Origin of the sequence: Limnobacter sp. SAORIC-580, assembly GCF_013004065.1 — a bacterium.
GTDB lineage: Bacteria > Pseudomonadota > Gammaproteobacteria > Burkholderiales > Burkholderiaceae_B > Limnobacter > Limnobacter profundi.
On record NZ_CP053084.1, the window covers coordinates 1,575,654 to 1,599,546 of the forward strand.

28 protein-coding genes are annotated in these 23,893 nt (G+C 51.7%); 20 read left to right on the forward strand and 8 right to left on the reverse strand.

Annotated features, from left to right (window positions below; genetic code table 11):
- Nucleotides 1-25 precede the first annotated feature (25 nt).
- The 12 genes from rpoE to nagZ all read left to right on the forward strand — a co-directional run bounded on the left by rpoE (nucleotide 26) and on the right by nagZ (nucleotide 11,152).
- Nucleotides 26-628, forward strand: coding sequence for an RNA polymerase sigma factor RpoE (gene rpoE, locus HKT17_RS07305; protein ID WP_008249133.1), 603 nt, complete (start codon nucleotides 26-28; stop codon nucleotides 626-628).
- Nucleotides 629-644: 16 nt separating this feature from the next.
- On the forward strand, nucleotides 645-1,295 hold the full coding sequence (locus HKT17_RS07310; protein ID WP_171098962.1) for a sigma-E factor negative regulatory protein: 651 nt from the start codon (nucleotides 645-647) through the stop codon (nucleotides 1,293-1,295).
- 14 nt (nucleotides 1,296-1,309) lie between these two features.
- The gene (locus HKT17_RS07315; protein ID WP_171098965.1) at nucleotides 1,310-2,290 is read left to right on the forward strand and encodes a MucB/RseB C-terminal domain-containing protein; all 981 of its coding nucleotides are present in this window, start codon (nucleotides 1,310-1,312) and stop codon (nucleotides 2,288-2,290) included.
- A 15-nt stretch (nucleotides 2,291-2,305) separates the two neighbouring features.
- Entirely contained in the window at nucleotides 2,306-3,790 is a 1,485-nt protein-coding gene (locus HKT17_RS07320) for a DegQ family serine endoprotease (RefSeq protein WP_171098966.1), read from the forward strand.
- 124 nt (nucleotides 3,791-3,914) lie between these two features.
- On the forward strand, nucleotides 3,915-5,708 hold the full coding sequence (gene lepA / locus HKT17_RS07325) for a translation elongation factor 4 (protein ID WP_105029868.1): 1,794 nt from the start codon (nucleotides 3,915-3,917) through the stop codon (nucleotides 5,706-5,708).
- A 2-nt stretch (nucleotides 5,709-5,710) separates the two neighbouring features.
- The gene (gene lepB, locus HKT17_RS07330) at nucleotides 5,711-6,577 is read left to right on the forward strand and encodes a signal peptidase I (protein ID WP_171098968.1); all 867 of its coding nucleotides are present in this window, start codon (nucleotides 5,711-5,713) and stop codon (nucleotides 6,575-6,577) included.
- A 20-nt stretch (nucleotides 6,578-6,597) separates the two neighbouring features.
- Nucleotides 6,598-7,314 carry a ribonuclease III gene (rnc, locus tag HKT17_RS07335; RefSeq protein ID WP_105029041.1) on the forward strand — a complete coding sequence of 239 codons (717 nt, stop codon included), beginning with the start codon at nucleotides 6,598-6,600 and terminating at the stop codon, nucleotides 7,312-7,314.
- A gap of 1 nt (nucleotide 7,315) precedes the next feature.
- Nucleotides 7,316-8,212 (forward strand): GTPase Era, encoded by an 897-nt coding sequence (era, locus tag HKT17_RS07340; RefSeq protein WP_171098970.1) that lies wholly within the window; start codon nucleotides 7,316-7,318, stop codon nucleotides 8,210-8,212.
- A complete protein-coding gene (gene recO, locus HKT17_RS07345) occupies nucleotides 8,205-8,939 on the forward strand; it encodes a DNA repair protein RecO (RefSeq protein ID WP_171098972.1) in 735 nt (244 codons plus the stop codon). The genes era and recO overlap by 8 nt, the downstream gene beginning before the upstream one ends.
- Nucleotides 8,936-9,676, forward strand: a complete 741-nt coding sequence (locus HKT17_RS07350; protein WP_171098974.1) for a pyridoxine 5'-phosphate synthase — start codon at nucleotides 8,936-8,938, stop codon at nucleotides 9,674-9,676. The genes recO and HKT17_RS07350 overlap by 4 nt, the downstream gene beginning before the upstream one ends.
- Nucleotides 9,677-9,700: 24 nt before the next feature.
- Nucleotides 9,701-10,105 carry a holo-ACP synthase gene (gene acpS, locus HKT17_RS07355; protein ID WP_171098976.1) on the forward strand — a complete coding sequence of 135 codons (405 nt, stop codon included), beginning with the start codon at nucleotides 9,701-9,703 and terminating at the stop codon, nucleotides 10,103-10,105.
- 24 nt (nucleotides 10,106-10,129) lie between these two features.
- Nucleotides 10,130-11,152 (forward strand): beta-N-acetylhexosaminidase, encoded by a 1,023-nt coding sequence (nagZ, locus tag HKT17_RS07360; RefSeq protein WP_171098978.1) that lies wholly within the window; start codon nucleotides 10,130-10,132, stop codon nucleotides 11,150-11,152.
- Between the two features lie 95 nt (nucleotides 11,153-11,247).
- Here nagZ and HKT17_RS07365 read toward each other — a convergent pair whose 3' ends face one another.
- The 5 genes from HKT17_RS07365 to HKT17_RS07385 all read right to left on the reverse strand — a co-directional run bounded on the left by HKT17_RS07365 (nucleotide 11,248) and on the right by HKT17_RS07385 (nucleotide 15,008).
- The gene (locus HKT17_RS07365; protein WP_105029046.1) at nucleotides 11,248-12,030 is read right to left on the reverse strand and encodes a peptidylprolyl isomerase; all 783 of its coding nucleotides are present in this window, start codon (nucleotides 12,028-12,030) and stop codon (nucleotides 11,248-11,250) included.
- Between the two features lie 71 nt (nucleotides 12,031-12,101).
- Nucleotides 12,102-12,380 (reverse strand): BolA family protein, encoded by a 279-nt coding sequence (locus HKT17_RS07370; RefSeq protein WP_105029047.1) that lies wholly within the window; start codon nucleotides 12,378-12,380, stop codon nucleotides 12,102-12,104.
- 3 nt (nucleotides 12,381-12,383) lie between these two features.
- On the reverse strand, nucleotides 12,384-13,019 hold the full coding sequence (locus HKT17_RS07375) for a septation protein A (protein WP_105029048.1): 636 nt from the start codon (nucleotides 13,017-13,019) through the stop codon (nucleotides 12,384-12,386).
- Between the two features lie 31 nt (nucleotides 13,020-13,050).
- Entirely contained in the window at nucleotides 13,051-13,464 is a 414-nt protein-coding gene (msrB, locus tag HKT17_RS07380; RefSeq protein ID WP_105029869.1) for a peptide-methionine (R)-S-oxide reductase MsrB, read from the reverse strand.
- Nucleotides 13,465-13,481: 17 nt separating this feature from the next.
- Nucleotides 13,482-15,008: a protein adenylyltransferase SelO gene (locus HKT17_RS07385; protein WP_205882523.1), complete on the reverse strand. Its 1,527-nt coding sequence runs from the start codon at nucleotides 15,006-15,008 to the stop codon at nucleotides 13,482-13,484.
- Between the two features lie 95 nt (nucleotides 15,009-15,103).
- Between HKT17_RS07385 and HKT17_RS07390 the strand changes: the two genes are divergently transcribed.
- Both HKT17_RS07390 and HKT17_RS07395 read left to right on the forward strand, forming a co-directional pair.
- Nucleotides 15,104-16,741, forward strand: a complete 1,638-nt coding sequence (locus HKT17_RS07390) for a 3-(methylthio)propionyl-CoA ligase (RefSeq protein ID WP_171098982.1) — start codon at nucleotides 15,104-15,106, stop codon at nucleotides 16,739-16,741.
- Between the two features lie 57 nt (nucleotides 16,742-16,798).
- Nucleotides 16,799-17,101, forward strand: a complete 303-nt coding sequence (locus HKT17_RS07395) for a Dabb family protein (RefSeq protein WP_105029050.1) — start codon at nucleotides 16,799-16,801, stop codon at nucleotides 17,099-17,101.
- Between the two features lie 12 nt (nucleotides 17,102-17,113).
- On the opposite strand, the gene HKT17_RS07400 is transcribed toward HKT17_RS07395, so the two are convergent.
- The 3 genes from HKT17_RS07400 to ygfZ are packed head-to-tail and all read right to left on the reverse strand — an operon-like array spanning nucleotide 17,114 to nucleotide 19,148.
- On the reverse strand, nucleotides 17,114-17,911 hold the full coding sequence (locus HKT17_RS07400) for an NRDE family protein (protein ID WP_171098984.1): 798 nt from the start codon (nucleotides 17,909-17,911) through the stop codon (nucleotides 17,114-17,116).
- A gap of 11 nt (nucleotides 17,912-17,922) precedes the next feature.
- Nucleotides 17,923-18,240 carry a DUF4936 family protein gene (locus tag HKT17_RS07405; RefSeq protein ID WP_171098985.1) on the reverse strand — a complete coding sequence of 106 codons (318 nt, stop codon included), beginning with the start codon at nucleotides 18,238-18,240 and terminating at the stop codon, nucleotides 17,923-17,925.
- Nucleotides 18,237-19,148: a CAF17-like 4Fe-4S cluster assembly/insertion protein YgfZ gene (ygfZ, locus tag HKT17_RS07410; protein ID WP_171098988.1), complete on the reverse strand. Its 912-nt coding sequence runs from the start codon at nucleotides 19,146-19,148 to the stop codon at nucleotides 18,237-18,239. Before ygfZ ends, HKT17_RS07405 begins: the two co-directional genes overlap by 4 nt.
- A gap of 141 nt (nucleotides 19,149-19,289) precedes the next feature.
- Between ygfZ and mltG the strand changes: the two genes are divergently transcribed.
- From mltG to HKT17_RS07440, 6 genes are read left to right on the forward strand one after another with little or no spacing between them, the layout of a single operon-like run.
- Nucleotides 19,290-20,333 (forward strand): endolytic transglycosylase MltG, encoded by a 1,044-nt coding sequence (gene mltG / locus HKT17_RS07415; protein WP_171098990.1) that lies wholly within the window; start codon nucleotides 19,290-19,292, stop codon nucleotides 20,331-20,333.
- Nucleotides 20,290-20,991 (forward strand): dTMP kinase, encoded by a 702-nt coding sequence (gene tmk, locus HKT17_RS07420; protein ID WP_205882524.1) that lies wholly within the window; start codon nucleotides 20,290-20,292, stop codon nucleotides 20,989-20,991. Before mltG ends, tmk begins: the two co-directional genes overlap by 44 nt.
- Complete coding sequence (locus tag HKT17_RS07425; RefSeq protein WP_171098992.1) at nucleotides 20,988-21,983, forward strand: DNA polymerase III delta subunit-related protein; 996 nt, start codon at nucleotides 20,988-20,990, stop codon at nucleotides 21,981-21,983. Before tmk ends, HKT17_RS07425 begins: the two co-directional genes overlap by 4 nt.
- Before the next feature lie 36 nt (nucleotides 21,984-22,019).
- Nucleotides 22,020-22,403: a PilZ domain-containing protein gene (locus HKT17_RS07430; protein ID WP_105029056.1), complete on the forward strand. Its 384-nt coding sequence runs from the start codon at nucleotides 22,020-22,022 to the stop codon at nucleotides 22,401-22,403.
- Nucleotides 22,403-23,188 (forward strand): TatD family hydrolase, encoded by a 786-nt coding sequence (locus HKT17_RS07435; RefSeq protein WP_171098994.1) that lies wholly within the window; start codon nucleotides 22,403-22,405, stop codon nucleotides 23,186-23,188. The genes HKT17_RS07430 and HKT17_RS07435 overlap by 1 nt, the downstream gene beginning before the upstream one ends.
- A gap of 38 nt (nucleotides 23,189-23,226) precedes the next feature.
- On the forward strand, nucleotides 23,227-23,859 hold the full coding sequence (locus HKT17_RS07440) for an ankyrin repeat domain-containing protein (RefSeq protein WP_205882525.1): 633 nt from the start codon (nucleotides 23,227-23,229) through the stop codon (nucleotides 23,857-23,859).
- The last annotated feature ends 34 nt before the right edge of the window (nucleotides 23,860-23,893 follow it).

Here is a 23,893-nt window from a genome sequence, read left to right on the forward strand (position 1 = left end):
CTTTCCAGCTATTTTTGGAGGATGAATGTCCTCCGATAAAGACGATGATCTGTTGATCGTTCAGCGTGTTCAGGCTGGTGACAAACTCGCATTCAACTTGTTGGTCAACAAATACCACAGGCGAGTTGCCCGCTTGCTCACGCGCATGGTTCGCAATCAGGAAGACATTGAGGACGTGGTGCAGGAAACCTTCATCAAGGCCTACAGGGCAATCGGTAATTTTCGGGGTGACAGCGCGTTTTACACTTGGATATACCGTATTGCCATCAATACAGCCAAGAATTTGTTGGTGACCCAAGGGCGTCGTCCTTCTACCCTGAAAGAATCAAATGACGGGGACAGTGAAACTTTTGAAGACAATGCTGCTCTTAGTAACATTGATACGCCGGAATCGCTCTACCAAACCAAGCAGATCGGTGAAGCGGTCAATGAGGCCATGGCGGCGTTGCCTGAAGAGTTGCGGTCGGCAATTGTCATGCGCGAGATTGATGGCCTGAGTTACGAAGAGATTGCTGCAGCAATGGATTGCCCAATTGGCACGGTTCGATCGCGAATCTTCCGCGCCAGAGAATCTATTGCAGCAAAAATCAAACCTTTGTTGGAACCCAAAGGCAGCAAGCGTTGGTAAACCGGTGAGTGTAGAAATGAACAGAAACGAACAAATTTCCGCGATGTTGGATGGCGAGCTTGATGAGGTTGAGCTTAAATTCCTTCTTGAGGCCATGGGGGCTGAAGAAGCCCAGACCTGGCAAGGCTATTGCGCGGTGGGCGACTTGATTCGTTCCAGCGAGATGATTGCATTTCACTCTCCGGATTTAGTAGGGCGCATTGCGGCAAGTCTTGAAAGTGAACCAACAGTGGTCGCGCCGGTGCTAGCTACCCAAATTGGTCGTCAAACTGCGTTGCAACGCTTGTTTGCGGCAGGGCGCTCGCGCCGTTTGTTGGCCTCGGTGGCTGCGGTGGGGTTTTTCAGCTTTGCATTGAACCAGGCAGTTCCGCCCTTGGACAGCCAGGTTCAAATGGTTCGAACGCAAGCAGTCGAAAACACATTTACGGATCAAGAGCTGGCACTTTGGCAAGAGTATTTCATGGCCCATCAGCAAAACAGCATTCGAGGCGGGTTGTCCGGTGTGTCCCCGATTGCCCGGGTGGAAGCTGATCGCCCGATGCTGGACAATACAGAAACCATCATCGTGAACAATTCTGGCGCTGGTGAATGGATGAATGTGTGGGAACCTTCCCCATACAGCACGGACCCCAGCGTTGAGTTCAACTACGTTTCATCCAGCCGCTAAATGACATTGAAACCATGAAGATGTACCGCCCGTTTCACTTTGCCAAACATGTTGCAACCGGCGTTTTGTTGGCTTCGGTGGCTTTGACCGCTCAGGCAGACCAAAGCCTATGGAGTTTGGTGTGGGCCAGCCATGATCAAGCCAAGTTCTTGAGCTATTCCGGGTTGTTGATCACCGAGTCTGGCAAACATTCCCAAACCAGCAAGTTGCTGCATCAAGCAACAGCGGGCAGCGAGTTCGAGGTTCTTGAGCGTTTGGATGGGCAGCCCGCAAAATGGATTCGACACAACGATCAAATTCAGTGTGTGATCCCCGATCGGAAAATGATTTTGACCGAGCGGCGCCACACTTCGATCGCCTTTCCCCGAGTACTTGCGGGTGCTGACGGCTCCAATTCACTTGAAAAACTGTACACGATCAGCGAAATGCCGGGGCGCCGAGTGGCTGGCCGTGCAGTCCGGGTGCTGAAGTTGACCCCCAAAGATGATCTGCGTTACGAATACCGTTTGTATGTGGATCGCGAAAACAAGCTTTTAATGCGTTCAGAATTGTATTCTCCGCAGGGTGAAGTTCTTGAAAACGTGGGTTTCAAGGAAATATCATTTGAACCGGCATTGATTGAAAACCCCTCTTTGGTCAAAGCGGGACCAGGTTGGCGAACCAGTAGTACCGAAGTGCGTACACTCACGTCCGATGAATTAAGTTACGATTTGCCAGATCTTGCGTTTGGGTTCAAGAAGGCTGACACGGTTTGCAGGGTAAAGTCCAAAGACGATCAAATTCACCAAACAGTGTATTCGGATGGTTTGTCGACTTTGTCTGTGTTTATTCAGAAAGTTCAGGCCAATCACTCCATGCCGCAAGTGCCCATGAGCCACGGCGCAGTGATGTCGAAGTCTGAAACTCAGGGGCAACACCTGGTGACAGTGCTGGGTGAAGTTCCCGAGAAAACCTTGGGACTGTTTCTTAAGTCCGTTCGTTGGAAGTCTCAATAACAAGGAAATTTTTAAATGAGATCTGAAGTGTTGAATTCCCGAAATTTTGTATGGATGGCCTTTTTTTTGCTGGCCACCCTGTTTTTTGCAGGTGCAGTGCCAGCCCATGCGCAGACCAACTCGCGCGGCTTGCCTGACTTTTCCGATTTGGTGGACCGTGTTGGCCCAGCAGTGGTCAACATTCGCACCACTCAAAAAGTAAGCCAGAATCCGCAGGGCTTCCCCGGTTTTCCGGGTATGGATCCCAACGATCCGTTTTTCGAGTTTTTCCGCAGATTCATGCCGCCCGGCACACCCATGCCAGGACAGCCGGGTCAGCCTGGACAGGCGCCTCGTGGTGGTCAGCAGGCCCCCGAACGTGAAGTGCCGAGTGGTGTTGGATCGGGCTTCGTGATTGATTCTGATGGCTATCTTTTGACCAATCATCATGTGGTGGATGGTGCTGAATCAATTATTGTGACTTTCCCTGACAAGCGTGAATTCAAGGGCAAGGTCATTGGTTCAGACCAGCGGACTGACGTTGCTTTGGTCAAAATTGAAGGCAAAAGCCTGCCATTCCTGAAAATCGGCAATGTGAACAACACCAAGGTAGGTCAATGGGTCGTTGCGATCGGCTCACCTTTCGGTCTTGAGAACTCAGTAACCGCAGGGATTGTGAGTGCCAAAGGGCGCGACACGGGCGAGTATTTGCCTTTTATTCAAACGGATGTGGCGGTGAACCCTGGTAATTCTGGCGGTCCGCTGTTGAATCTGGATGGAGAAGTCATTGGCATCAACTCCCAGATCTACAGCCGCACCGGCGGCTTCATGGGCATTTCCTTCGCCATTCCGATTGACGAAGCCATGCGTGTGGCCAAGCAATTGCGCGAGAACGGCAAAGTAAGCCGGGGGCGCATTGGTGTGGGCATCGGCGAAGTGGATAAAGATGTAGCCAAGGCTTTGGGACTTGATTCCGCTGTGGGTGCGCTGGTGGGTTCGGTCGGCAAAGACAGTCCGGCTGACAAAGCCGGTGTGATTGCGGGCGATATTATTTTGCGATTTGATGGCAAGAAAGTGGAGAAGGCCTCCGACTTGCCGCGTATTGTGGGTGAAACCAAGCCAGGAAGCAAAGTGAACATGGTGTTGTGGCGTAAGGGTGCCGAGAAAACCGTGTCGATTACCGTGGCAGAGTTTGAAACCGAGGCGGCAAAACCGGCAGCGGCACCTGCTGAAAAACCAAAGCCTGTTGAGGCCGACAAACTTGGTTTGACTGTGACTGATCCAACTGCGCAAGAGAAATCTGCCTTGAATCTCACGGGTGGTGTGGTGGTGCGCAATGCGGTGGGTATGGCCGCATCGGCAGGTATCACCGCGGGTGATGTCATTTTGCGAGTGGGTCGAACCGACATCACCTCGGCCAAGCAGTTTGCCGACTTGGTGAAGGCGATTCCAAAGGGGCAGGCAGCCCCAATGTTGGTACGTCGTGGAGAGAACTCTTTCTTCGTGGTGCTGACACCCTGAGCCTTTAGTTCTGAACAACTCGGCAGGCCTCGCGAAATATGCTGTAAAGCAAGGCCTGATCGGGTAAAATGACACGTTACCGAAATTTTCAGGGGGCCAAGCAGCCCCCTTTTTAATGATGCAAATGCAGCACATACGCAATTTTTCGATCATCGCCCACATTGATCACGGGAAATCCACGCTTGCCGACCGCTTGATTCAGAAATGCGGTGGCTTGAGCGACCGGGAAATGGATTCTCAAGTGCTTGATTCGATGGACATTGAGCGAGAGCGTGGCATCACGATCAAAGCGCAGACCGCCGCGCTCACCTACAAAGCCAAAGACGGCAACACCTATTTGCTCAATTTGATTGACACACCGGGGCACGTTGATTTTTCTTACGAAGTAAGCCGGTCATTGTCAGCCTGCGAGGGCGCTTTGCTGGTTGTTGATGCCTCGCAGGGCGTAGAGGCCCAAACCGTGGCCAATTGCTACACAGCCTTGGATCTGGGTGTTGAAGTATTGCCCGTGTTGAACAAAATTGATTTGCCACAAGCCGACCCTGAAAATGCCAAATCCGAAATTGAAGATGTGATTGGCATTGATGCTTCGGAGGCCATTGCCATTTCCGCAAAAACCGGTCTTGGTGTGGACGAGGTACTGGAGCTGATCGTCAACAAGGTGCCACCTGCTCGCGGCAGTCGCGATGCACCTTTGCAAGCCTTGATCATCGACAGCTGGTTTGACAACTATGTGGGTGTGGTGATGTTGGTCCGCGTGATCAACGGTGTGCTCAACCGCAAAGACAAAATCAAGTTGATGGCCACGGGCGACACTTACATTGCGGACGACGTGGGTGTGTTTACGCCCAAGTCGGTTGCGCGTGAATCGCTGTCTGCTGGCGAAGTGGGGTACATCAACGCGGGTATCAAATTGCTTGAGAGCGCCAAGGTTGGCGACACAGTCACCTTGGCTGGCAAGCCCGCTGACAAACCCCTGCCTGGTTTCAAGGAAGTGCAGTCGCAGGTGTTTGCAGGTTTGTTCCCTGTGGAATCAAATCAATACGAGGCCTTGCGTGAGGCTTTGGACAAATTGCGTTTGAACGATGCTGCCCTGAATTACGAGCCCGAGGTGTCTCAGGCTTTGGGTTTTGGTTTCCGTTGCGGTTTCCTTGGCATGTTGCACATGGACATTGTGCAGGAGCGCCTGGAACGCGAATTTGACATGGACTTGATTACGACCGCCCCCACGGTGGTATATGAAATCAAGCAGCGCGATGGCACCATACTTCGCGTGGACAATCCGTCGAAAATGCCTGATCTGAGCCGGGTCGACGAAATTCGTGAACCGATTGTGATTGTGAATTTGTTGATGCCGCAAGAGTATGTGGGGTCGGTAATGACGCTGTGCACGGGGCGGCGTGGTACACAAACCAATATGGTTTACCACGGGCGGCAGGTGCGTATTACGTTTGAGATGCCCATGGCCGAGATCGTTCTCGACTTTTTCGACAAACTGAAATCGACTTCGCGTGGCTACGCGTCCATGGACTATTCCTTCAAGGAATACAGGCCGGCAGACATTGTGAAAGTGGACATGTTGATTAACGGTGAGAAAGTGGATGCCTTGTCGATCATGGTTCACCGAAGCAATGCGGTTTACCGTGGCCGTGCAGTGGCAGGCAAAATGCGGGAAATCATTTCTCGTCAAATGTTTGACGTGGCAATTCAAGCGGCGATCGGCGCCAATATTATTGCCCGTGAAACTGTGAAAGCCTTGCGTAAAAACGTGTTGGCCAAGTGTTACGGCGGCGATATTTCACGCAAGAAAAAGCTGTTGGAAAAGCAGAAGGCAGGTAAGAAACGCATGAAGCAGGTCGGTAACGTGGAAATTCCGCAAGAGGCGTTTTTGGCCATTCTCCAAGTGGAAGACAAATAACAATGAATTTTTCCCTGATCCTGTTTTTGCTGGTGTTGTTCACCGGCTTTTTCTATGTGCTTGATGTGTTTGTGTTCAAGCCAAAACGAAAAATGGCAGCAGAGCAAGCCTTGGCTGGTGCGGGGGGCAATGCCAACCTGAATGGTGATGCCGAAAGGCGAATTCGCCAGCAGTACATGAAGCAGCCCTTGTGGCTGGAATACAGTGCAAGCTTCTTTCCGGTCATTTTGTTTGTGTTTGTGTTGCGCTCGTTTGTGGTGGAGCCGTTCAAAATTCCATCTGGATCGATGATTCCAACTTTGCTGATTGGCGACCTTATCCTGGTGAACAAATTCACCTACGGTATTCGCTTGCCAATCGTCGACAAAAAAATCATTCCAATCAATGATCCTCAGCGTGGCGATGTCATGGTGTTTCGTTACCCGCTTGACCCCTCCCTTGATTACATCAAGCGCGTGGTGGGCGTGGGTGGTGACGTGGTGGAATATCGAAACAAGAAGCTGTCGATTAATGGTCAGGTACTGCCAGTGAAACAACTGGACAAGTACTACGACCCCAATAATTTTTCTTATTCACTGCAATTTCAGGAAACCCTGGGCGGTAAAAAACACCTGGTATTGAATGATGAAGATGCGCCGCCTTACGTGATTGGTGCGCAGTCGTTCAGGAATCGGGACAACTGCAAATACGATGTCACAGGCTTTCGCTGTGTGGTACCGCAGGGGCATTATTTCATGATGGGCGACAACCGGGACAACTCAAGCGACAGCCGTATCTGGGGCTTCGTTTCGGATGAGCAAGTGGTTGGCAAGGCATTTTTGGTGTGGATGAACTTCAATGACTTTTCCCGAATTGGCTTGTTTCATTAAAGCCAGCTTGGAGGTATTGAGTGGATAGTTCAAAGTATTCAAGTCTTGAAGCTGCATTGGGGTACTCGTTCAAAGACCAGGCCTTGCTTCACCTTGCCTTGACACATCGCAGCTACAGCAGCCATCACAACGAGCGTCTGGAATTTCTGGGTGACAGTGTACTGAACTGCGCGGCTTCCATTTTGTTGTTTGAAACGCATCCCGACATGGATGAGGGCAAAATGTCGCGTGTGCGCTCGCATCTGGTCAAACAAGACTGCTTGGCCATGGTGGGTCGCAATCTGTTGCTGGATCAATATTTGTTTCTGGGTGCGGGCGAGCTTCGCAGTGCGAAAACCATCAAGGACAGCATTGTTGCCGATGCACTTGAGGCCCTTTTTGGTGCCATCCTTCTGGATTCAGGCTTTGAGGCAGCACGCGATTGCGTGGTGCGTTTGCTCAAGCCTGTGATGCTTGAAACTCCAATCGAGTCCATGGGCAAAGACCCCAAAACCCGCCTGCAGGAATTGCTGCAGGGCAAGCGCATGAAACTGCCCATGTACCGTGTGTTGGTAGAGGGTGGAACCTCGGCCAGTCCCGAGTTTAGTGTGGAATGTGCGGTTGAAGACCTTGAAATTACCAAGGTTGGGCAGGGGCATTCTCGCCGGGTGGCTGAGCAGCACGCCGCGCAAGCGGTGCTTATCGAATTGCTTGAACGGGAGTATTCTGATCCCAATCAAGCCAGCAGGAGGCAATGACATGGCCGAATCAAAATGCGGCGTGATTGCCGTGGTGGGGCGCCCCAATGTGGGCAAGTCCACCCTTATGAATGGAATGATCGGCGAGCATTTGTCGATCACCTCCAGCAAGCCACAAACCACGCGTCACCGGGTGCTCGGTGTAATGACCGAGACCATCAAAGACGTGCCCACCCAGTTTATTTTTGTGGACACCCCCGGCTTTCAAACCAAGCATTCAAATGCCCTGAATAAAACCATGAACCGCGCCGTGCTCACTGCGTTGGCTGACGTGAATGTGATTTTGTGGGTGATAGAACAAGGCAAGTTGACCCCGACCGACATGAAAGTGCTGGAGTTGTGCCCCAAGGGTGTGCCACTGGTGGCGGTGGTGAACAAAGTGGACTTGCTGGAAAAGAAAGCCGAGATGTTGCCTTTTCTTCAAAAGGTAAGTGGGCAACGTAATTTTGATGCAATTGTGCCGTTGAGTGCGCAGGCCATTAAAAATCTGGATGCGCTAAAAGAAGCAGTGTCAGCCCTGTTGCCCGAGCAACCTTTCTTTTACGACGAAGACACCCTGACGGACCGCCCTGAAAAATTTCTTGCCGCAGAGCGTATTCGGGAGAAGCTGTTTCGCTTGGTGGGCGATGAGTTGCCTTACACCTGCACAGTGGTGATCGATAAATTCGAGATTGAAGAAGGTCGCAGGGTTATTTATGCCTCGATCCTGGTGGATCGCTCTTCCCACAAGGCCATGATTATTGGCAAGGGTGGCGAGAAACTGAAACGAATCGGTTCGGAAGCACGCCAGGACATGGAGCGTTTGTTTGGTGGCAGCGTGCATCTTGAAACCTGGGTGAAAGTGCGCAGTGGTTGGGCGGACAATGCAAGCCTGCTTCAAAGCCTGGGGTATGAATAACACTCGGTCCAACACTGATTTTGCCTATGTACTGCACAGTGTGCCGTACAAGGAAACCAGTTTGATTGTTGAGCTGTTTTGCAAGGAACACGGGCGCCTGCCAGTGGTGGCGAAGGGCGCAAAAAGACCGCATTCAGGTTTGCGGGCAGTGTTGGTCAGCTTTCAGCCGCTTTCAGTGCGCTTTACTGGCAAGTCGGAAGTAAAAACCCTGATGCAAGCCGAGTGGCTGGGCGGTTTGATGTCGCCAGATGGCAAAGCATTGTTTGCAGCGTACTATCTGAATGAGCTGCTTATGCGCGGTTTAAGCCGTGAGGACACGCACCCTGATCTGTTTGAGTTGTATCAGAATACCTTGCTGGGTTTGGCTGGGGGCGATGACATGAATGTGTGTATTCGTCAGTTTGAGGTGGGCTTGCTTCAGTCCCTGGGCTACGGCTTTGATTGGCAACAAGACAGGGCCGGTGTTGCGATTGATCCCGATCGTCACTACGTGTGGCAAGAGCAGGAAGGCTGGGCTCCCTCAGACGGGGGAAATGTAAACAATTCGACGAACAGCAGCGTTGAACAGCTAGTCCAGGGTTTGTGGATTGCTGAAATTCAGAATGGCATTTGGTCAAAGTCTGCTGCAAGTGCCTTGAAACCAATTACCCGCAAACTGTTGATGACGCACATTGCGCCGAATGGTTTGATGTCTAGAGTCTGGATGGAGCATTTGTTAAGAGCATGATTGAACTCGGTGTAAACATTGATCACGTGGCCACGATCCGCCAGGCCCGCAGAGGGCACGAGCCCGATCCATTGAGGGCCGCATTGCTGGCGGAAGAGTATGGGGCGGACGCCATCACCGTGCATGTTCGCGAGGACAGGCGCCACATGCAGGATGACGATGTACGCCGAATTCGACCTTTGATCAGCACACGCATGAACTTCGAATGCGCAGTTGTAGAGGAAATGATTCGCCTGGTGGAGGACGTAAAACCTCAGGATGTGTGTTTTGTGCCGGAACGCCGGGAAGAGGTAACCACTGAAGGTGGCCTGGATGTGATTGGTGGTTTTCACCTGATCGCGCCTGCTGTGGCACGCTTGAAAGACCAGGGAATGCGAATTTCGCTGTTCATTGATCCAGACTTGGATCAAATCGAGGCTGCTTTGAAATGTGGCGCAGACGCGATTGAGTTGCACACCGGGCGTTATGCCCACGCGCTGGGATCTGCGGTTGAGCTCGAGCTGTCCAGAATTCGGAAGTCGGCCAATTTCGGTGTGGCCGAAGGGTTGAGGGTAAACGCCGGGCACGGTTTGAACTACGACAATGTGCAGCCTGTGGCCGCGATTGAAACCATTTCAGAGTTGAATATTGGGCACAGCATTGTAGCCAATGCGGTGTTCATGGGTTGGGAAGGCGCAATCAAGAAAATGAAAGAGTTGATGATTTCAGCGAAGTTGGAATCAATTCGGCCACGATAGGCTAAAAATAGGTTTAATTGCCCCATGATAGACGACATTCTAGGTTTGGGTTGTGACATTCTCGAGGTGGGTCGTCTCGAGGGTTTGCTGCGCAAAGGCAGGGATGTGTTTATCAAGCGCGTGCTGACACCCGGCGAGATTGATGAATACGAGCGCCGGTCTGACAAATCGGCAATTCGAGGCACACTGTTTGTTGCAACACGCTATTGCGCCAAGGAGGCCTTTTCAAAGGCCATGGGCACAGGAGTGGGTGCCCAATTTTCGTTTCAGGATTTGTCGGTGTTGAACAGCGATTCCGGGGCACCCGTTTTGGTCTATTCCGAACGCCTTGAGAATTGGTTACAGTCCCGCAGGGCTCAGGCAAAAATTTCCATCAGTGATGAACAGAATTACGTGATGTCAACGGTTATTTTGTATTCAAAACAATAAATTACATTAAGGAATTCATTCAATATGTTAGGTCCATTCATCATTGGTTTGACGGGTTTGACTTTGTCCAAGGAGGACATTGCACGCATTCAAAACCCGGCCGTTGGCGGACTTATTCTTTTCACACGAAACTTTGAAAGCAAGGCGCAACTGATTGATTTGGTGGAGTCTATCCGTTTAAATGGGGGTTTGAACAAGCCCGTTTTTGTGGATCATGAAGGTGGTCGCGTGCAGCGTTTTCGGGATGGTTTTACCGCAATTCCCTCGATGCGCCAAATTGGACAACGCGCCGAAACTGATTTTGACGACGCAGTGCTTTTGGCCCGTGAAGCCGGCTTTGTTATGGCTGCCGAATTGCGTGCCTGTGGCATAGACATGAGTTTTGCGCCAGTACTTGACCTGGATTGGGGCAATAGCGAAATTATCGGTGACCGCTCGTTTGGCAAGGACGCCCGAATGGTCTCCCGCCTGTCCTCGGCCTTGATGAATGGCATGGCCCTTGCAGGCATGCAAGCCTGCGGAAAACACTTTCCAGGGCATGGTTGGGTGAGCTTGGACAGCCATTTGGCTTTGCCTCACGACAATCGCTCATTGAATGAAATTTTGAAGGTGGATGCGCTGCCGTACCAATTGAATTCGACCTTGAATATGGCCAGTATCATGCCGGCGCATGTGGTGTATTCCGAGGTGGACCCAATGCCGGCCTGTTTTTCCAGCTTCTGGATTCAAGAGGTATTGAGGGTGAAGTTCAGTTTTGACGGTGCAGTGATCAGCGACGACCTGGACATGGTGGGTGCACACGGTGTGGGGGATATTCGTGCCCGAGCCAGCGCCGCTTTGCAGGCGGGTTGCGATGCAGTACTTGCTTGCAACAACTTTGAAGACATTGACATTTTGGTAAACAACCCGGTACCCGAAGTTCATGAGCACATGGAAGTGCGAAATCGCCGATTGAGTCGCTTGCTGTCAGGGCAATCGCTGAATTGGGAAAGCCTGCGTCAAAGTTATATGTATCAGGCGGCCATCGACAGGATTACCAATGCATGAATAACTGCATATTGAACCACTGATGCACGAGTGAATTCGGTAAAAATAAAAAAGCCGCCAGCAAATTAACTGGCGGCTTTTTTTGGATTTATTGCTTATTTTACTTTTGCCCCGGACAACAGCTTGCCTTGATATTCTTCCCACTTGTCATTGATCATTTTCTGTTCAAGTTGTGGGCGAATTTCTTCAAGCTTGGGTGGTGTGGCCTGGCGGGTGTCGGCCAACAGAATAACGTGGTAACCAAACTGGCTTTTCACGGGAGTCTTGGTGTATTCGCCTTTCTTCAGGCTTACCATGGCTTGAGAAAACTCGGGTACAAAGCTGTTGGGGTTGGCCCAGTCCAGGTCACCACCATTGGGCGCTGAGCCAGGATCTTTAGACTTGGCTTTTGCGATGTCTGCAAACTTTCCGCCTTTGCCCAACTGATCGATAATGGCTTTGGCCTCAGCTTCCTGCTCAACCAGAATGTGGCTGGCTCGGAATTCGCTGCCACCCATCATTTTGGCGATTTCTGCGTAAGCTGTTTCAACTTCCTTGTCGGTCAGCTTGGTGTTTTTGTAAAAGTCTTCACGCAGGGCATTGGCCAAAATGGCCTGGTTCATCATTTGCACCTGGTACTTCACTTCAGGGCTGCTTCCCAAACCTTTTTTAACGGCTTCCTGCTTCATCACTTCCTGATTAATCAGTTCTTGACGAATAGTAGCGCGCATTTCCGGTGAGGCTGCCTGGCCGCGCTTTTCCTGCTCGGCCATGATGAAATCAACCAAAGCGCTGGGGATGGACTGGCCATTGACCACGGCGGCATTTTGGGCGTAAACGGGGTTGCCCAGAACCAATACGGCGGCCAGGCAAGTTGCTTTCAGGGTGGTTTTCAACATAACAAAATAACCTTGTGTCTCAGAGAGTTAAAACAATGGGCTTGGCTCGAATCCCGGTGCGCGTCTTCTGTTCAGTTCCCTGTGGAGCCTTCAGTGGAGTCCTCAGTGGAATCTATAGCCAAAGCATGGATTTCTTTTTTCATCCATTCTGCCAAAGCATCATACACGAGACGATGGCGCGCTAATGTTCTTAGCCCATTGAAGCGTGCAGACTTCAGTTTGACCCGGTAGTGCCGCCCGCCAGACTTTGCACCTTCATGGCCTGCATGCAAATGTGATTCATCAACCACTTCGACTTTGGCATTGAGTGCAGTTTCAAGACGCTGTTTGATGTCTTCACTGGTGACCATGCTTTACTTGGCCTCGCTGCTTTGTTCATTGGTTTGCTTCATGTGTTTGGACATGTAAAAACCTTGCCCGAACACGAATATCAGAGTGGCCCCCAAGGAGCCGAACAATTTGAAGTCTACCCACACATCGGTTGAGAACGAGTAGGCAACCACAATATTCAAAACGGCCATCACCACAAAAAAGCCTACCCAAGCCCACAATAAATTGACCCAGACCGGGGCGGGAAGATCAACCTGGCCTTTCATCATCAATTCAATAGGATTGCGCTTGAAGGCGTAGGCGATCAGGAAGCCTGCTGCCATGGCGAGGTAGAGCACAGTTGGCTTCCATTTGATGAAGGTTTCGTTTTGCAAAACCAGTGTGGCGCCACCAAACACAGCGATCAGGATCAGGCCGATCCATTGCATGTTTTCCACTTTTTTACCGGTGGCTTTTTGGTAAACGATTTGCAGCACCGTGGCCAGAATGGCGACTACCGTGGCCAGCAAAATTGGCAATTGCGCAGTTTGCACTTCCGCATTGGAAATGCTGCCCAATATGGGTTCAAGCATGGATTGCGCCTGTTCAGGGTTGCTGCCAGCCCATTTAAAGCTGACAAAGAACAGAACAATCGGTAGAAAATCGAGTAACAGTTTCATGTAGTAATTGTAGTTTGGTTATGCCAGGGCTTTACGCCGATGAGTCAGAGGCAAAGGGCTCGAACGCCAAACTGACCGAGTTGATACAGTAGCGCAGGCCCGTTGGTGCTGGTCCATCTTCGAATACATGCCCCAAATGCGAATCGCATATCTTACAGGTCACTTCGGTTCGAATCATGCCGTAGCTGCGGTCTACGTGTTCTTCAACATTGTCGGGGTTCAATGGCGCAAAGTAGCTGGGCCAGCCGCAGCCGGAATCGAACTTGGTGTCGGATGCGAACAAAGCGGTTCCGCAGCAAATGCAACGGTAAATGCCGGGCTCGTGGTGATCCCAATACTGCCCGGTGAAAGCACGCTCGGTGCCTTTCTTGCGGGTAACTTCGAAGCTGGTGGGCGTGAGTTCTTCGCGCCACTGGGCCTCTGTTTTAACAACTTTTTCAACCATGATCTTGTCTCCGTAATTCATGACGAACAGCTCAGCACCAATGATTTTGCCCAGTCGGGTGGCTGTGCCGTGTACTCATTTGGAAGTTGCGCCGCATTGTAGGGGTCAGACAATGCGGTGAACAATCGGTTCACCTCAGCAAACTCGCCTCGTTGGGCCAACTCAATGGCGTTCTGAAGCAGGTGGTTGCGCAACACGAAGGCAGGGTTGGTCTGATCGAGCTTTTTTTGCCAGGCCAGGATGTCCAGGTTTTGAGGGTTTAACGCCTCTCGCCATTGTTTGAGCCAAAGTTTTGCGTTGTTCACCTGTGCCTCGTCGCCCAAAGCCAAAGGGAAAAAGGCGCTTTGCTGCCAACTGGCGAAGTTTTCCTCGTGGGTAGCACTTGGGTTCAGCGCTGAAATTGATCTGAAAAACCGCGTGAAATCGAGTGAATGTTCGTGCATGAATTTCAGTGTGTTCTCAATCAGGCTGTCCACCGCATCGCCTTGCTCGTTGGGCAGGCCCAGTTTGCGCGCAAATAAAGCGCTGTGTTCGGCGTGAAATACATCGGCAAAGCTGTCCAGCAGGTTTTGAAGAGTTTCTTTGCTGTCGGGAATCAGTGGGCTTAAAGCTTGAGCCAGTGCGTATAGGTTCCAATGGGCAATTCTGGGCTGGTTGCGATAGCTGTAGCGGCCCTGGTGGTCGGAATGGTTGCAGATATGGTCAATGTCGAAACCATCGATGAAGCCATAGGGGCCATAATCAATGGTCAAACCCAGAAGGCTCATGTTGTCGGTGTTCATTACACCGTGGCAAAAACCCACGGCTTGCCACTGGGCCACCATGCGCGCTGTGCGTGCCACTACTATACTTAACCACTGAAGCAAACCGGCATGGAAACTGGCTTCGGTATCACCAAGGTCGATTTCAGGATGATGTTGCTCGATGTGCCAGGTCAGCAAGTTTCGTAGCGCCTGGAGCTGGTTGGTGTAGCAAAAAAATTCCACATGGCCAAAGCGCAAGAAGCTTTCGCTCACACGACATACAATGGCGGCTGTTTCCGTGGTTTCGCGAAACACTGGGTCCGCACTCGCAGTCAGGCTGAGTGCGCGGGTGGTGGGTATGCCAAGCGCGTGCATGGCTTCTGAGGCAAGATATTCCCGAATAGACGAACGCAACACCGCGCGGCCATCGGCATGGCGGGAGTAGGGGGTGGGGCCTGCACCTTTGAGCTGCATCTGGCGGTATTGCTTGCCCTTGCGAACCTCTGCAATCAGCAGGGCGCGGCCGTCGCCAAGCTGTGGCACAAATTGCCCGAACTGGTGCCCGCAATATACGCTGGCTCTGCTTTGATAGCCTGGAAATGGCGTGTTGCCAGAAAGAACATCAATACCCTGTGTGCTGCCCAATTCTTCAGTATTCAAGCCCACTTCGGTGGCCAAGGCGGTGTTGAGGTGAACCAGGCCAGCCTCTGTACGGAGGGGCGTGGCAGGCACCTCGGCAAGATAAGGTGTACCCAAACTTGCGTATTCTTGAACCAAAATAGAATCGTGATTATGAAACAAAGGGCGGTCCTGAAGTATAGTTTCGTTAAACAACCCCACCATTGTAGTCGGGTAAGGCCGAAGAACAAACGTAATAGCTGGAGGAGAGAGCGCAAATGCAAGGTTTGATGATGAACATGCCCCTGTTGATTTCATCGGTGATGGAACACGCAGAGCGGCACCACCCACATGTTGAAATTGTGTCACGCCGCACAGAAGGCGATATTCATCGAACTACCTATGGGGAAGTGGCCAAACGCACCAAGAAACTGGCCAATACCCTGACGAACCTTGGCGTTCAACAAGGCGAAAATATTGCTACATTGGCTTGGAACGGCTATCGCCATGTTGAAATTTACTATGCGGTGTCGGGCATGGGTGCGGTAGTGCACACCTTGAACCCCAGACTGTTCCCTGAGCAACTGGTTTACATCATTAACCACGCGAAAGACACCATGGTGTTTTTCGACAGCACATTTGCGCCATTGATCAAAGCGATTGCGCCAGCATGCCCAACCGTGAAGCGCTGGGTGCAAATGTGCGACGAAGCTGCAATGCCTTCTGAGCCGGCAGTGGCTGGCTGCCTGAACTACGAGGCCTTGATCAAAGACGCTGCCGACCACTATGTGTGGCCGCAGCTGGATGAAAATGCAGCCTCGGGTTTGTGCTACACATCCGGTACTACTGGCAACCCCAAGGGTGCCTTGTACTCACACCGCTCCACCGTACTGCATGCAATGGCGGCCTGCACACCCGATGCTTTGGGCTTGAGCAGCCGCGATACGATTTTGCCCGTGGTACCCATGTTCCATGTTAACGCTTGGGGCATTCCCTACATTGCGCTGATGACCGGTGCAAAAATGGTGATGCCTGGTGGCGCTTTGGATGGTGCTTCCATTTACGAACTGCTGGAAAGCGAGAAGGTGAATTTCTCGGCTGGCGTGCCCACTGTGTGGCTGGGTTTGTTGAACCATGTGCAACAAAATGGCTTGAAGTTTAATTACTTCAATCGCACTGTAATTGGCGGCTCTGCAGCGCCGGCAGCAATGATTAAAACGCTGAACAGTTTGGGTGTTGAGGTTATTCATGCCTGGGGCATGACTGAACTTTCGCCCCTGGGCACAGTATGCCGTTTGAAAGCACAGCACCTGGATTTGTCGCTGGAAGAAAAGCAGAACATCATGCAAAAGCAGGGCACTGCAATTTTCGGGGTGGATATGAAAATTGTCAGTGACGATGGCGAAGAATTGCCTTGGGATGGCGAGGCTTTCGGCGACTTACTGGTGCGCGGGCATTGGGTGATCGACAGTTACTTCGGCGGTGAAGGTGCAAAGGCGTTTACCACAGACAAGGATGGCAAGAAATGGTTTGCCACTGGCGACGTGTCCAAGATCAACCGAGAAGGCTTCATGCAGATTACGGATCGCAGTAAAGATGTGATCAAGTCTGGCGGTGAATGGATCAGCTCGATTGATTTGGAAAACGTGGCCATGGCGCACCCGGCGGTGCATGAAGCGGCGGTGATTTCTGTTTACCACCCGAAATGGGATGAACGGCCCTTGCTGGTTGTGGTGCGCAAGCCGGGCGTGGAGGTAAGCAAGCAAGAGTTGCTGGATTTCTATGAAGGCAAAGTTGCCAAATACTGCCTGCCCAACGATGTGGCGTTTGTGGACGAATTACCGCACACAGCGACTGGTAAAATACAAAAGCTGAAGCTGCGTGAGCAATTCAAAGATTACAAATTACCCAACTAAGGTTACCAACCTAAGGTACCCAACTTGAGATAACCAAACCCAATTTAGAGAAGTTCAATGATCAAGCACATCGTATTTTGGCAGTTGAAAGACGAAGCCCTTGGCAACACCAAGGCCCGCAACATGGAGCTGGTGAAGGAAAAGCTGATGGCTTGCGCCAACATCGTACCCGGCATTGTGGACTTTGAAGTGGGTTTGGGCGGTACCAGCCTTGAGTGCACGTACGACGTGGTGTTGTACTCGACCTTCGAGAACAAGGCCGCGCTGGATGCCTACGCGGTGCACCCCACGCATGAAGCCATTAAAAGCTTTATTGGTGAAGTGCGCACGGCACGGCAGTGCATGGATTACGAAGTCTAAAAACAACTTCGACTAAAGCTTGGGCGACAGGGGTATTTCAAACTTCTGTCGCCCGGCTTCATTTCCGGCAGGGTCAAGCGTAATTTCGGTGAAGTGAATGGTGTGGCTGCGATCGAGCAAAATAACTGCGCTTGAGCGAGTGCCGTACAAAGGCGACACAATTTTCACCGCCGACAACATTTTTTCCCATTCATAAGGCACACCCGTGCTGGGCAACTCAGCATCCTCAGCAAGTTTGGTGTTGGCGAGCAAACCCAACAAGGTCTGTTCAAAAGCAGCCTGTGACCTGTGGGTTGTGCAGTTCGTCTCGATCTCTCTTTGCAGCCCTTTTTTCAGCAAGCGCGATTTTGGCCAAGGTGCATTCAAATAACCGTTGGAGAGGCTGTGCAAGCCCGATTGCAATGCGGTGGTGAAATCGAGCCCATTGTTGAGTTTGATGCCCTGGTTGCTGGTGCAGCGAAGGTTCAGGGTTTGCAGGCTGCCGTGAATCAAATTAAAACCTGCAAACTGAAGTGAGTTTGCTTCATCGGGTGCAGTCCCGGTTTGAATTGCATCGAGTACCAACTGACCGCGCGAAGGAGCCGTACCGGGCATATTCAATGTGCTGTTTCTGACATTGGTTAGCATTGCAAACTCACCATGGCTACCAATTCCAAGCCAGGTGCCACCAGATTGAAGGTCTTTCCCGGCCCAAAGCGAACCATACGAGGTTGGCCAAACTTGCAATGGCGCAGTGGGGCGATTGTGAAATTCATCCCGGTTGGCCAGGCAAATAAAGGGATAGTCAGGGTGTGCGTGAATTGCGAGCACGGCCAGGCACATTACTCTTTCACCCCACTATCAACCTCACTGAACAATTCGATATGGCGGCTGGGCAAACTTGGCAAACCAGCAAAACAAGATTTGGCAAGCTGCTCCAGTGTCTCGATGAATGCTGCGTGACAAGAGGAGTGTTCATGCGCAGGGTGAATCACTTCCATCAAAGTGAAGTAGGGTTTGCCCGCTTCTTCACGTTGAAACAGCTGGCTGTGGCCCAAGCCCTGTTCTTTTAAACAAGCTGCCATGTGCTTGGCGCATTGCAAACCCAAGGCAATGTCGGCTTTGGGTATGCGGTAGTAAATGAAAAGCTGGCGCGTCATTCAAATACGCTGCCTTTTTGATGTACATCGTAGGGAGGTGGCTGAACGTTCAACGCAATGGCGCCTGCGTCGTTTTTTACGGTGAAAGTGGCACCGCTTTGCTCGGCATCGTCGACTGGCAGTTCAACCAGCAAATACTGCTGACCATTGAAGTTCACCGCAGTGGCTACGGCACCTGCCGGTTCGTTTTCCTTTCCGGCAAGCCAAACATCCTGCCCTGCAGTAACGGTTACGGAGCCTGTTGCTGTGGCTTGAAACACGCGCCGCTTCACCTTGCCCAGGTAGTGGCTTCTGGCCACAATTTCCTGGCCGGGGTAGCAACCCTTGCTAAAACTGACACCACCGACCAAGTCGAAATTAATGGCTTGTGGAATAAACATTTCAACAGTGGGTTGTGACACATAAGCAATGCCAAGTTGCTGCAAGGCGAATTCAAAATTGTCGTCGCCATTAACCTCTTGCACCTCTTGCTCGGCTTGCACCTTGCTTGCCACAAGCTGAAAACCGGGTGTTGTGCCGTTTAATACGCGCAGGCTGGCGGTGGCGTTGCCTTGTTCATCCCACTGAACCCGCATGGGCGAGCTTAGCCCCGAACCAGGCAAGAAAGCGAGTTGATAATCCGCTGTGCAATCGCGTACTTTGCATTTGCTGCGCAATACAAACATGCTCAGGCGCTTAACCAAGGCTGCAATGGTTTCTTTGCGGCACACCAAAAACACCTGCTTGCCCTGGCGCAATACGAAAAAGCTACCCAGCAAGCGGCCTTTTGCAGTGCACAGGCCTGCCATGCGCAGCTGGCTTTCAGCCATGCCTGCAACGTCGTTGCTGAGTTGTGATTGAAGAAAGGTCACTGCGTCGTCTCCGTCCACGCCAATGACACCCCAACGCGATAAAAACTGTGCAGACATGCTCAAATCCTTGGTAACAAAAAAACAAACGGTGCCGATAAGCCATGGAAAAACTTTCCCGCTATCATGGACGGCAATCTCCACATTGTAGTGGCTTCTGGTAAGGTCTCGCCTTCCAACAACCCAAGGTGAAGCAAAGTCGTGCGCAAAGGTAAAAAAACAAAGAAAACATCGAAAAAAGCGGTGTTTGGCTGGCAATGGTTCAAGCGAATTGTGATCGCCAGTGTTGTCACACTGTCTGCAATTATTGTGGGCGTTTACTTTGTTTTGAACATGCCAATAGATCGCAGTCAGCCCCGCGTGGATGCGCATGTCAGTTCAGGTTTGGGTGCACGCGCCATTGCCAATGAACTGAACCAGCAGGGCCTGGGTGTAAGCCCCAATCTGTTTGTATTGGCTGCACGGCTAACCGGTAACGCTGGTCAGCTGAAAGCAGGCCGATATGACCTTCCAGAGGGAATCAGTACCTTGGGTTTGGTGGATTACCTGAGCAAAGGGCAGGGGGTGTTAAGCAGCGTGGCCCTGGTGGAAGGGCAAACCGCGCGTGCCTTGTTGGCAAAGTTACGCGCACAGCCCGATTTGATTGATGATTTGCCCGGCATGGACCACCGTGCAATTGCTACAAAATTTGACCTGGAGGGTGCAAGCCTGGAAGGCTGGATTTACCCGGATACCTACAAGTATTCACCTGGCTCAAAGTTGTCTGAGCTATTGGACAGGGCAGTGCGCCTGCAGCAAGTAGAGCTTGAAAAGGCCTGGGCGCAACGCGATCCCCAAACACCTTTGAAAACGCCTTACGACGCTTTGAAAATGGCCTCGATAGTGGAGAAAGAAACTGGCTTGGCCAGCGACCGTGGCAAAGTCGCCAGCGTATTTGTAAACCGATTGCGTGTGGGCATGTTGCTGCAAACCGACCCCACAGTAATTTATGGTGTGGGCGAGGCCTTTGATGGCAATTTGACCCGCAAACACCTTCAAACTGACACCCCTTACAACAGCTATACCCGGGCAGGTTTGCCCCCAACACCCATCTCAAACCCCGGCAAGGCTGCTTTGTACGCAGCGGTAAACCCTGATAAAACGCCTTATTTTTATTTTGTGGCCAAGGGTGACGGCGGTAGTTATTTCAGCAAGAATCTGAATGAACACAACAATGCTGTACGGAAATACCAACTTGGGCGGTGACGGCGAGATGAAAAAGCAGAAGCAAGGTTACCTGATTAGTTTTGAAGGCGTGGACGGCGCGGGAAAGTCGTCGCACATTGCGCGGGTTAAAGCACGCCTTGAAGAATTGGGTTTTGAATGCCTGCAAACTCGTGAGCCTGGTGGAACACCCGTGGGTGAGGCCATTCGGGAACTGGTGTTGCACCACGACATGGACGTGAACACCGAGTTGCTGCTGATGTACGCCGCACGAAGACAACACATGGTTGAAACCATTCAGCCCGCCCTGGAGCGCGGTGTGTGGGTTATTACTGACCGGTTTGAAGACAGTAGTTTCGCCTACCAGGCCGGGGCGGGCGGTGCCAGTTGGGAAGACTGCCAACAATTGAGCAAGTGGGCCTTGCAGGGGTTCGAGCCCACATTGACCTTTCTGTTTGATTTACCCATTGCCGTATCGCAAAGCCGCATTCAGGGCAGGGCGGGCGCTAGCGACAAATTTGAAGAAAAACCGACGAGTTATTTTGAAGCAGTGCGCGCGGGTTTTATCAAACGCTCGCAGTTGAACCCACGCCGAATTCGGCTGATCGACGCCCAGCCTCCTGAAGCGGAAGTGGGTGAAACCGTGTTGGTTGAACTCGACAAGTTCATGCGGACCCATTTAAACCTGGGTTTGGCATGAGCACCGCCAGCTGGTTGTTGCGCGCCCAGGCGCAGTTGGGCAGTTTGATGCAAGCCACCACGGCGCCGATTTTGGTGCATGGTCACCAGCCCAAAGGGCTTTACGAGTTGGTGGGTCAGCACTTGGCCGAATTGCTTTGCGAGACCCCAGCTGGCAACAAGCCTTGCCTGCAATGCCCAGGGTGCCACATGCGTGTGGCGGGCAATCACCCGGATTTGCGCTACTTGATGCCACAAGCCGTTGCGCTTGAACTGGGTTTCAATGTGGAAGTAAAAACAGGTGTTAAACCCAGTCAGGAGATTCGAATTGATGACGTGCGGGACCTGCAAAACTATTTCAACACCGCATCCAGCCGTGGCGCTTCCCGCTACGTGGTGGTTTATCCATTTGACAACATGAACGCCAACACGGCCAATGCGCTGCTAAAAACGCTGGAAGAGCCAGCCAATGGTCTTCGGTTTGTGCTGGTGGGCAGTCGTGTAGACAAACTGCTGCCCACCATTCGTTCGCGTTGCCAGGAATTAACCATGCCCATGCCCGCTATTTCTGAATGCCTGGCCTGGCTGGAAACGCAAGGTGTGCAGCAGCCAGATGTGGCTTTGGGTGTAGCCATGAACGATCCTTTTGAGGCACTCAGCCTGGCACAAACAGCAGCAGACCAACTTGATTTGCGCAAGAAGTTTCTGGAGTGGCTTGCCAACCCTGACCAGCACGCCAACCCGCCAGCCGGGCTTGAAAAAGTGGGTTTGCCCACGGTGCTTGAGCTGGCCATGCGCTTGTGTAGTGACTGTGTTGCACAAGCCCATGGCTTGAAAGCCATCAATTTTCCCTGGTTGTCACCCAAACTCATGTGGGTGAAATCGATTGGCATTGAGCGTTTCAGCCAGCTTTATCAAAATTTACAGAAAGAATTTCGCTTGGCAAATCATCCTATTAACCCCCGTTTGGCGCTAGAGTATGTGGGGCAACAGTGGCAAAATTTAACGAAGTAATTCATTGAAGAATTCCCTTTCCGGACAGCACACGCCATGACCAGTAACTTGATGAATAACCCGCGCAGCAACAAGGAAGCCAGCCGCCCATGGATGCTTTCTTTGACCTTGGGTGACAAAAATACGGCAGCCAACCTGTACATGCCTTTCATCAAAGGCGGTGGTGTGTTCGTGGAAAGTGACAAGGAATACAATTTGGGCGATCCGGTTTTCGTGTTGCTGACTGTGGGTGAGGAAGCCAAAAAGTTTCCCATCAATGGCAAAGTGGTGTGGATTTGCGGTGCAAATGCGCGTGGTGACAAAGCGCAGGGCATTGGTGTGCAGTTCCCGAAAGACGACAGTGGGGAAGGCGTGCGGGTGGCAATTGAGCAAATGATTGGTAAAATGCAAAATTCCATGAAAAAAACAGCAACCTTGTAGTGTTTACTGATTCACATTGTCATCTTGATTTTCCCGGTCTGGTCGAGCAGCTCCCAGACATTCTGAGTCGAATGCAGGCAGCGCAGGTGAGCCGCGCCCTGTGCATTTCTGTTCAACTTGAAGATTTCCCCAATGTGCTGGCGCTGGCCGAAAACCACGAGCAATTGTGGGCCACCGCAGGCGTGCATCCTGATTACGAAGACATAACCGAACCCACTGTTGAAAAACTGCTGGAACTGGCTGATCACCCCAAGGTAATTGGCATTGGCGAAACAGGTCTGGATTACTTTCGCCTGAAAGGCGATTTGCACTGGCAACGTGAACGTTTCAGGGTGCACTTGCGTGCAGGCAATGTGTGTAAAAAGCCCGTGATCGTGCATACGCGCGCCGCAGGTGATGACACCTTGAAAATTCTTGCTGACGAAAATGTACAAGGTTGTGGTGGCATTATTCACTGCTTCACCGAATCCCTCGATTTCGCGCGTAAAGCGCTAGATTTGGGCATGTATTTGTCATTTTCGGGCATTGTCAGTTTCAAGAATGCAGCCGACCTTCGCGAGGTGGCCAAGTTTGCACCTATGGATCGAATCCTGATCGAAACCGATTCGCCTTACCTTGCACCCGTTCCGCACCGTGGCAAAACCAATGAGCCAAGCTTTGTGCCGCATGTGGCCAAAGTGATTGCGCAAGAAAAGGGTGTTGGGGTGGAAGAAATTGGCATTCAAACATCGGTCAACTTTGATCGTTTGTTTGGATTTGCACAAACCGGAGTGGCCGCAGTTTGAAGCGGCGTGTGTTTGTAAGCAGCCTGCTTTTGTTGGCCATGCCAGCTGTTTCCCTGGCAGGTGCTTTCGAAGACTTTTTCGTGGCAATCAAGTTTGACGATGAATACCGTTTGAAATCGTTGTTGCTTAGGGGCATGGACCCCAACACAGTGAACGAACAAGGCTTTCCAGCCATCGTCTTCGGCATGATGCAAGACTCGCCCAATGCAGTGCGCGTTCTGTTGTCTTCCCGCAAATTGAATCCAGACCAAGCCGATCGCCGCGGCGAAACCCCACTGATGGTGGCTTGTACACTGAACAAGCCCGAGTGGGTTGCTGCTTTGCTGGAAAAAGGCGCGCAGCAGGGCGGTGATGGTCAGTGGACGGCGTTGCACAATGCGGCAGCGTCGGGCTCGCTTGAGTCCATTGAATTGTTGGCAAAGTCGGGGGTGAAAATTGATGTGCTGTCCCCGAATGACACCACGCCTTTGATGATGGCTGCACGCGAGGGCAGGGAGGCTGCCGCTCGAATGCTCCTGAAGTTGGGAGCCAACCCAGCCTTGAAAAACCAGGCTGGTTATAACGCGGCAGGTTATGCCATGAAAGCGAATCGAAAAGAATTGGCTTTCGAAATCATGAAAAAAGAAAGGGCGCTGAGAACAGCGCCCTTGAAGCCTAACAAGACGAACTAATGCATTCGCCTGATTGACGGGTGAAAGTGGCTGG

Bases quoted from the DNA above. Each gene is read 5' to 3' on its own strand.
- rpoE (WP_008249133.1), top strand. From the start codon at position 26: ATGTCCTCCGATAAAGACGATGATCTGTTGATCGTTCAGCGTGTTCAG.
- HKT17_RS07310 (WP_171098962.1), top strand. From the start codon at position 645: ATGAACAGAAACGAACAAATTTCCGCGATGTTGGATGGCGAGCTTGAT.
- HKT17_RS07315 (WP_171098965.1), top strand. From the start codon at position 1,310: ATGAAGATGTACCGCCCGTTTCACTTTGCCAAACATGTTGCAACCGGC.
- HKT17_RS07320 (WP_171098966.1), top strand. From the start codon at position 2,306: ATGAGATCTGAAGTGTTGAATTCCCGAAATTTTGTATGGATGGCCTTT.
- lepA (WP_105029868.1), top strand. From the start codon at position 3,915: ATGCAGCACATACGCAATTTTTCGATCATCGCCCACATTGATCACGGG.
- lepB (WP_171098968.1), top strand. From the start codon at position 5,711: ATGAATTTTTCCCTGATCCTGTTTTTGCTGGTGTTGTTCACCGGCTTT.
- era (WP_171098970.1), top strand. From the start codon at position 7,316: ATGGCCGAATCAAAATGCGGCGTGATTGCCGTGGTGGGGCGCCCCAAT.
- recO (WP_171098972.1), top strand. From the start codon at position 8,205: ATGAATAACACTCGGTCCAACACTGATTTTGCCTATGTACTGCACAGT.
- HKT17_RS07350 (WP_171098974.1), top strand. From the start codon at position 8,936: ATGATTGAACTCGGTGTAAACATTGATCACGTGGCCACGATCCGCCAG.
- acpS (WP_171098976.1), top strand. From the start codon at position 9,701: ATGATAGACGACATTCTAGGTTTGGGTTGTGACATTCTCGAGGTGGGT.
- nagZ (WP_171098978.1), top strand. From the start codon at position 10,130: ATGTTAGGTCCATTCATCATTGGTTTGACGGGTTTGACTTTGTCCAAG.
- HKT17_RS07365 (WP_105029046.1), bottom strand. From the start codon at position 12,030: ATGTTGAAAACCACCCTGAAAGCAACTTGCCTGGCCGCCGTATTGGTT.
- HKT17_RS07370 (WP_105029047.1), bottom strand. From the start codon at position 12,380: ATGGTCACCAGTGAAGACATCAAACAGCGTCTTGAAACTGCACTCAAT.
- HKT17_RS07375 (WP_105029048.1), bottom strand. From the start codon at position 13,019: ATGAAACTGTTACTCGATTTTCTACCGATTGTTCTGTTCTTTGTCAGC.
- msrB (WP_105029869.1), bottom strand. From the start codon at position 13,464: ATGGTTGAAAAAGTTGTTAAAACAGAGGCCCAGTGGCGCGAAGAACTC.
- HKT17_RS07390 (WP_171098982.1), top strand. From the start codon at position 15,104: ATGCAAGGTTTGATGATGAACATGCCCCTGTTGATTTCATCGGTGATG.
- HKT17_RS07395 (WP_105029050.1), top strand. From the start codon at position 16,799: ATGATCAAGCACATCGTATTTTGGCAGTTGAAAGACGAAGCCCTTGGC.
- HKT17_RS07405 (WP_171098985.1), bottom strand. From the start codon at position 18,240: ATGACGCGCCAGCTTTTCATTTACTACCGCATACCCAAAGCCGACATT.
- ygfZ (WP_171098988.1), bottom strand. From the start codon at position 19,148: ATGTCTGCACAGTTTTTATCGCGTTGGGGTGTCATTGGCGTGGACGGA.
- tmk (WP_205882524.1), top strand. From the start codon at position 20,290: ATGAACACAACAATGCTGTACGGAAATACCAACTTGGGCGGTGACGGC.
- HKT17_RS07425 (WP_171098992.1), top strand. From the start codon at position 20,988: ATGAGCACCGCCAGCTGGTTGTTGCGCGCCCAGGCGCAGTTGGGCAGT.
- HKT17_RS07430 (WP_105029056.1), top strand. From the start codon at position 22,020: ATGACCAGTAACTTGATGAATAACCCGCGCAGCAACAAGGAAGCCAGC.
- HKT17_RS07440 (WP_205882525.1), top strand. From the start codon at position 23,227: ATGCCAGCTGTTTCCCTGGCAGGTGCTTTCGAAGACTTTTTCGTGGCA.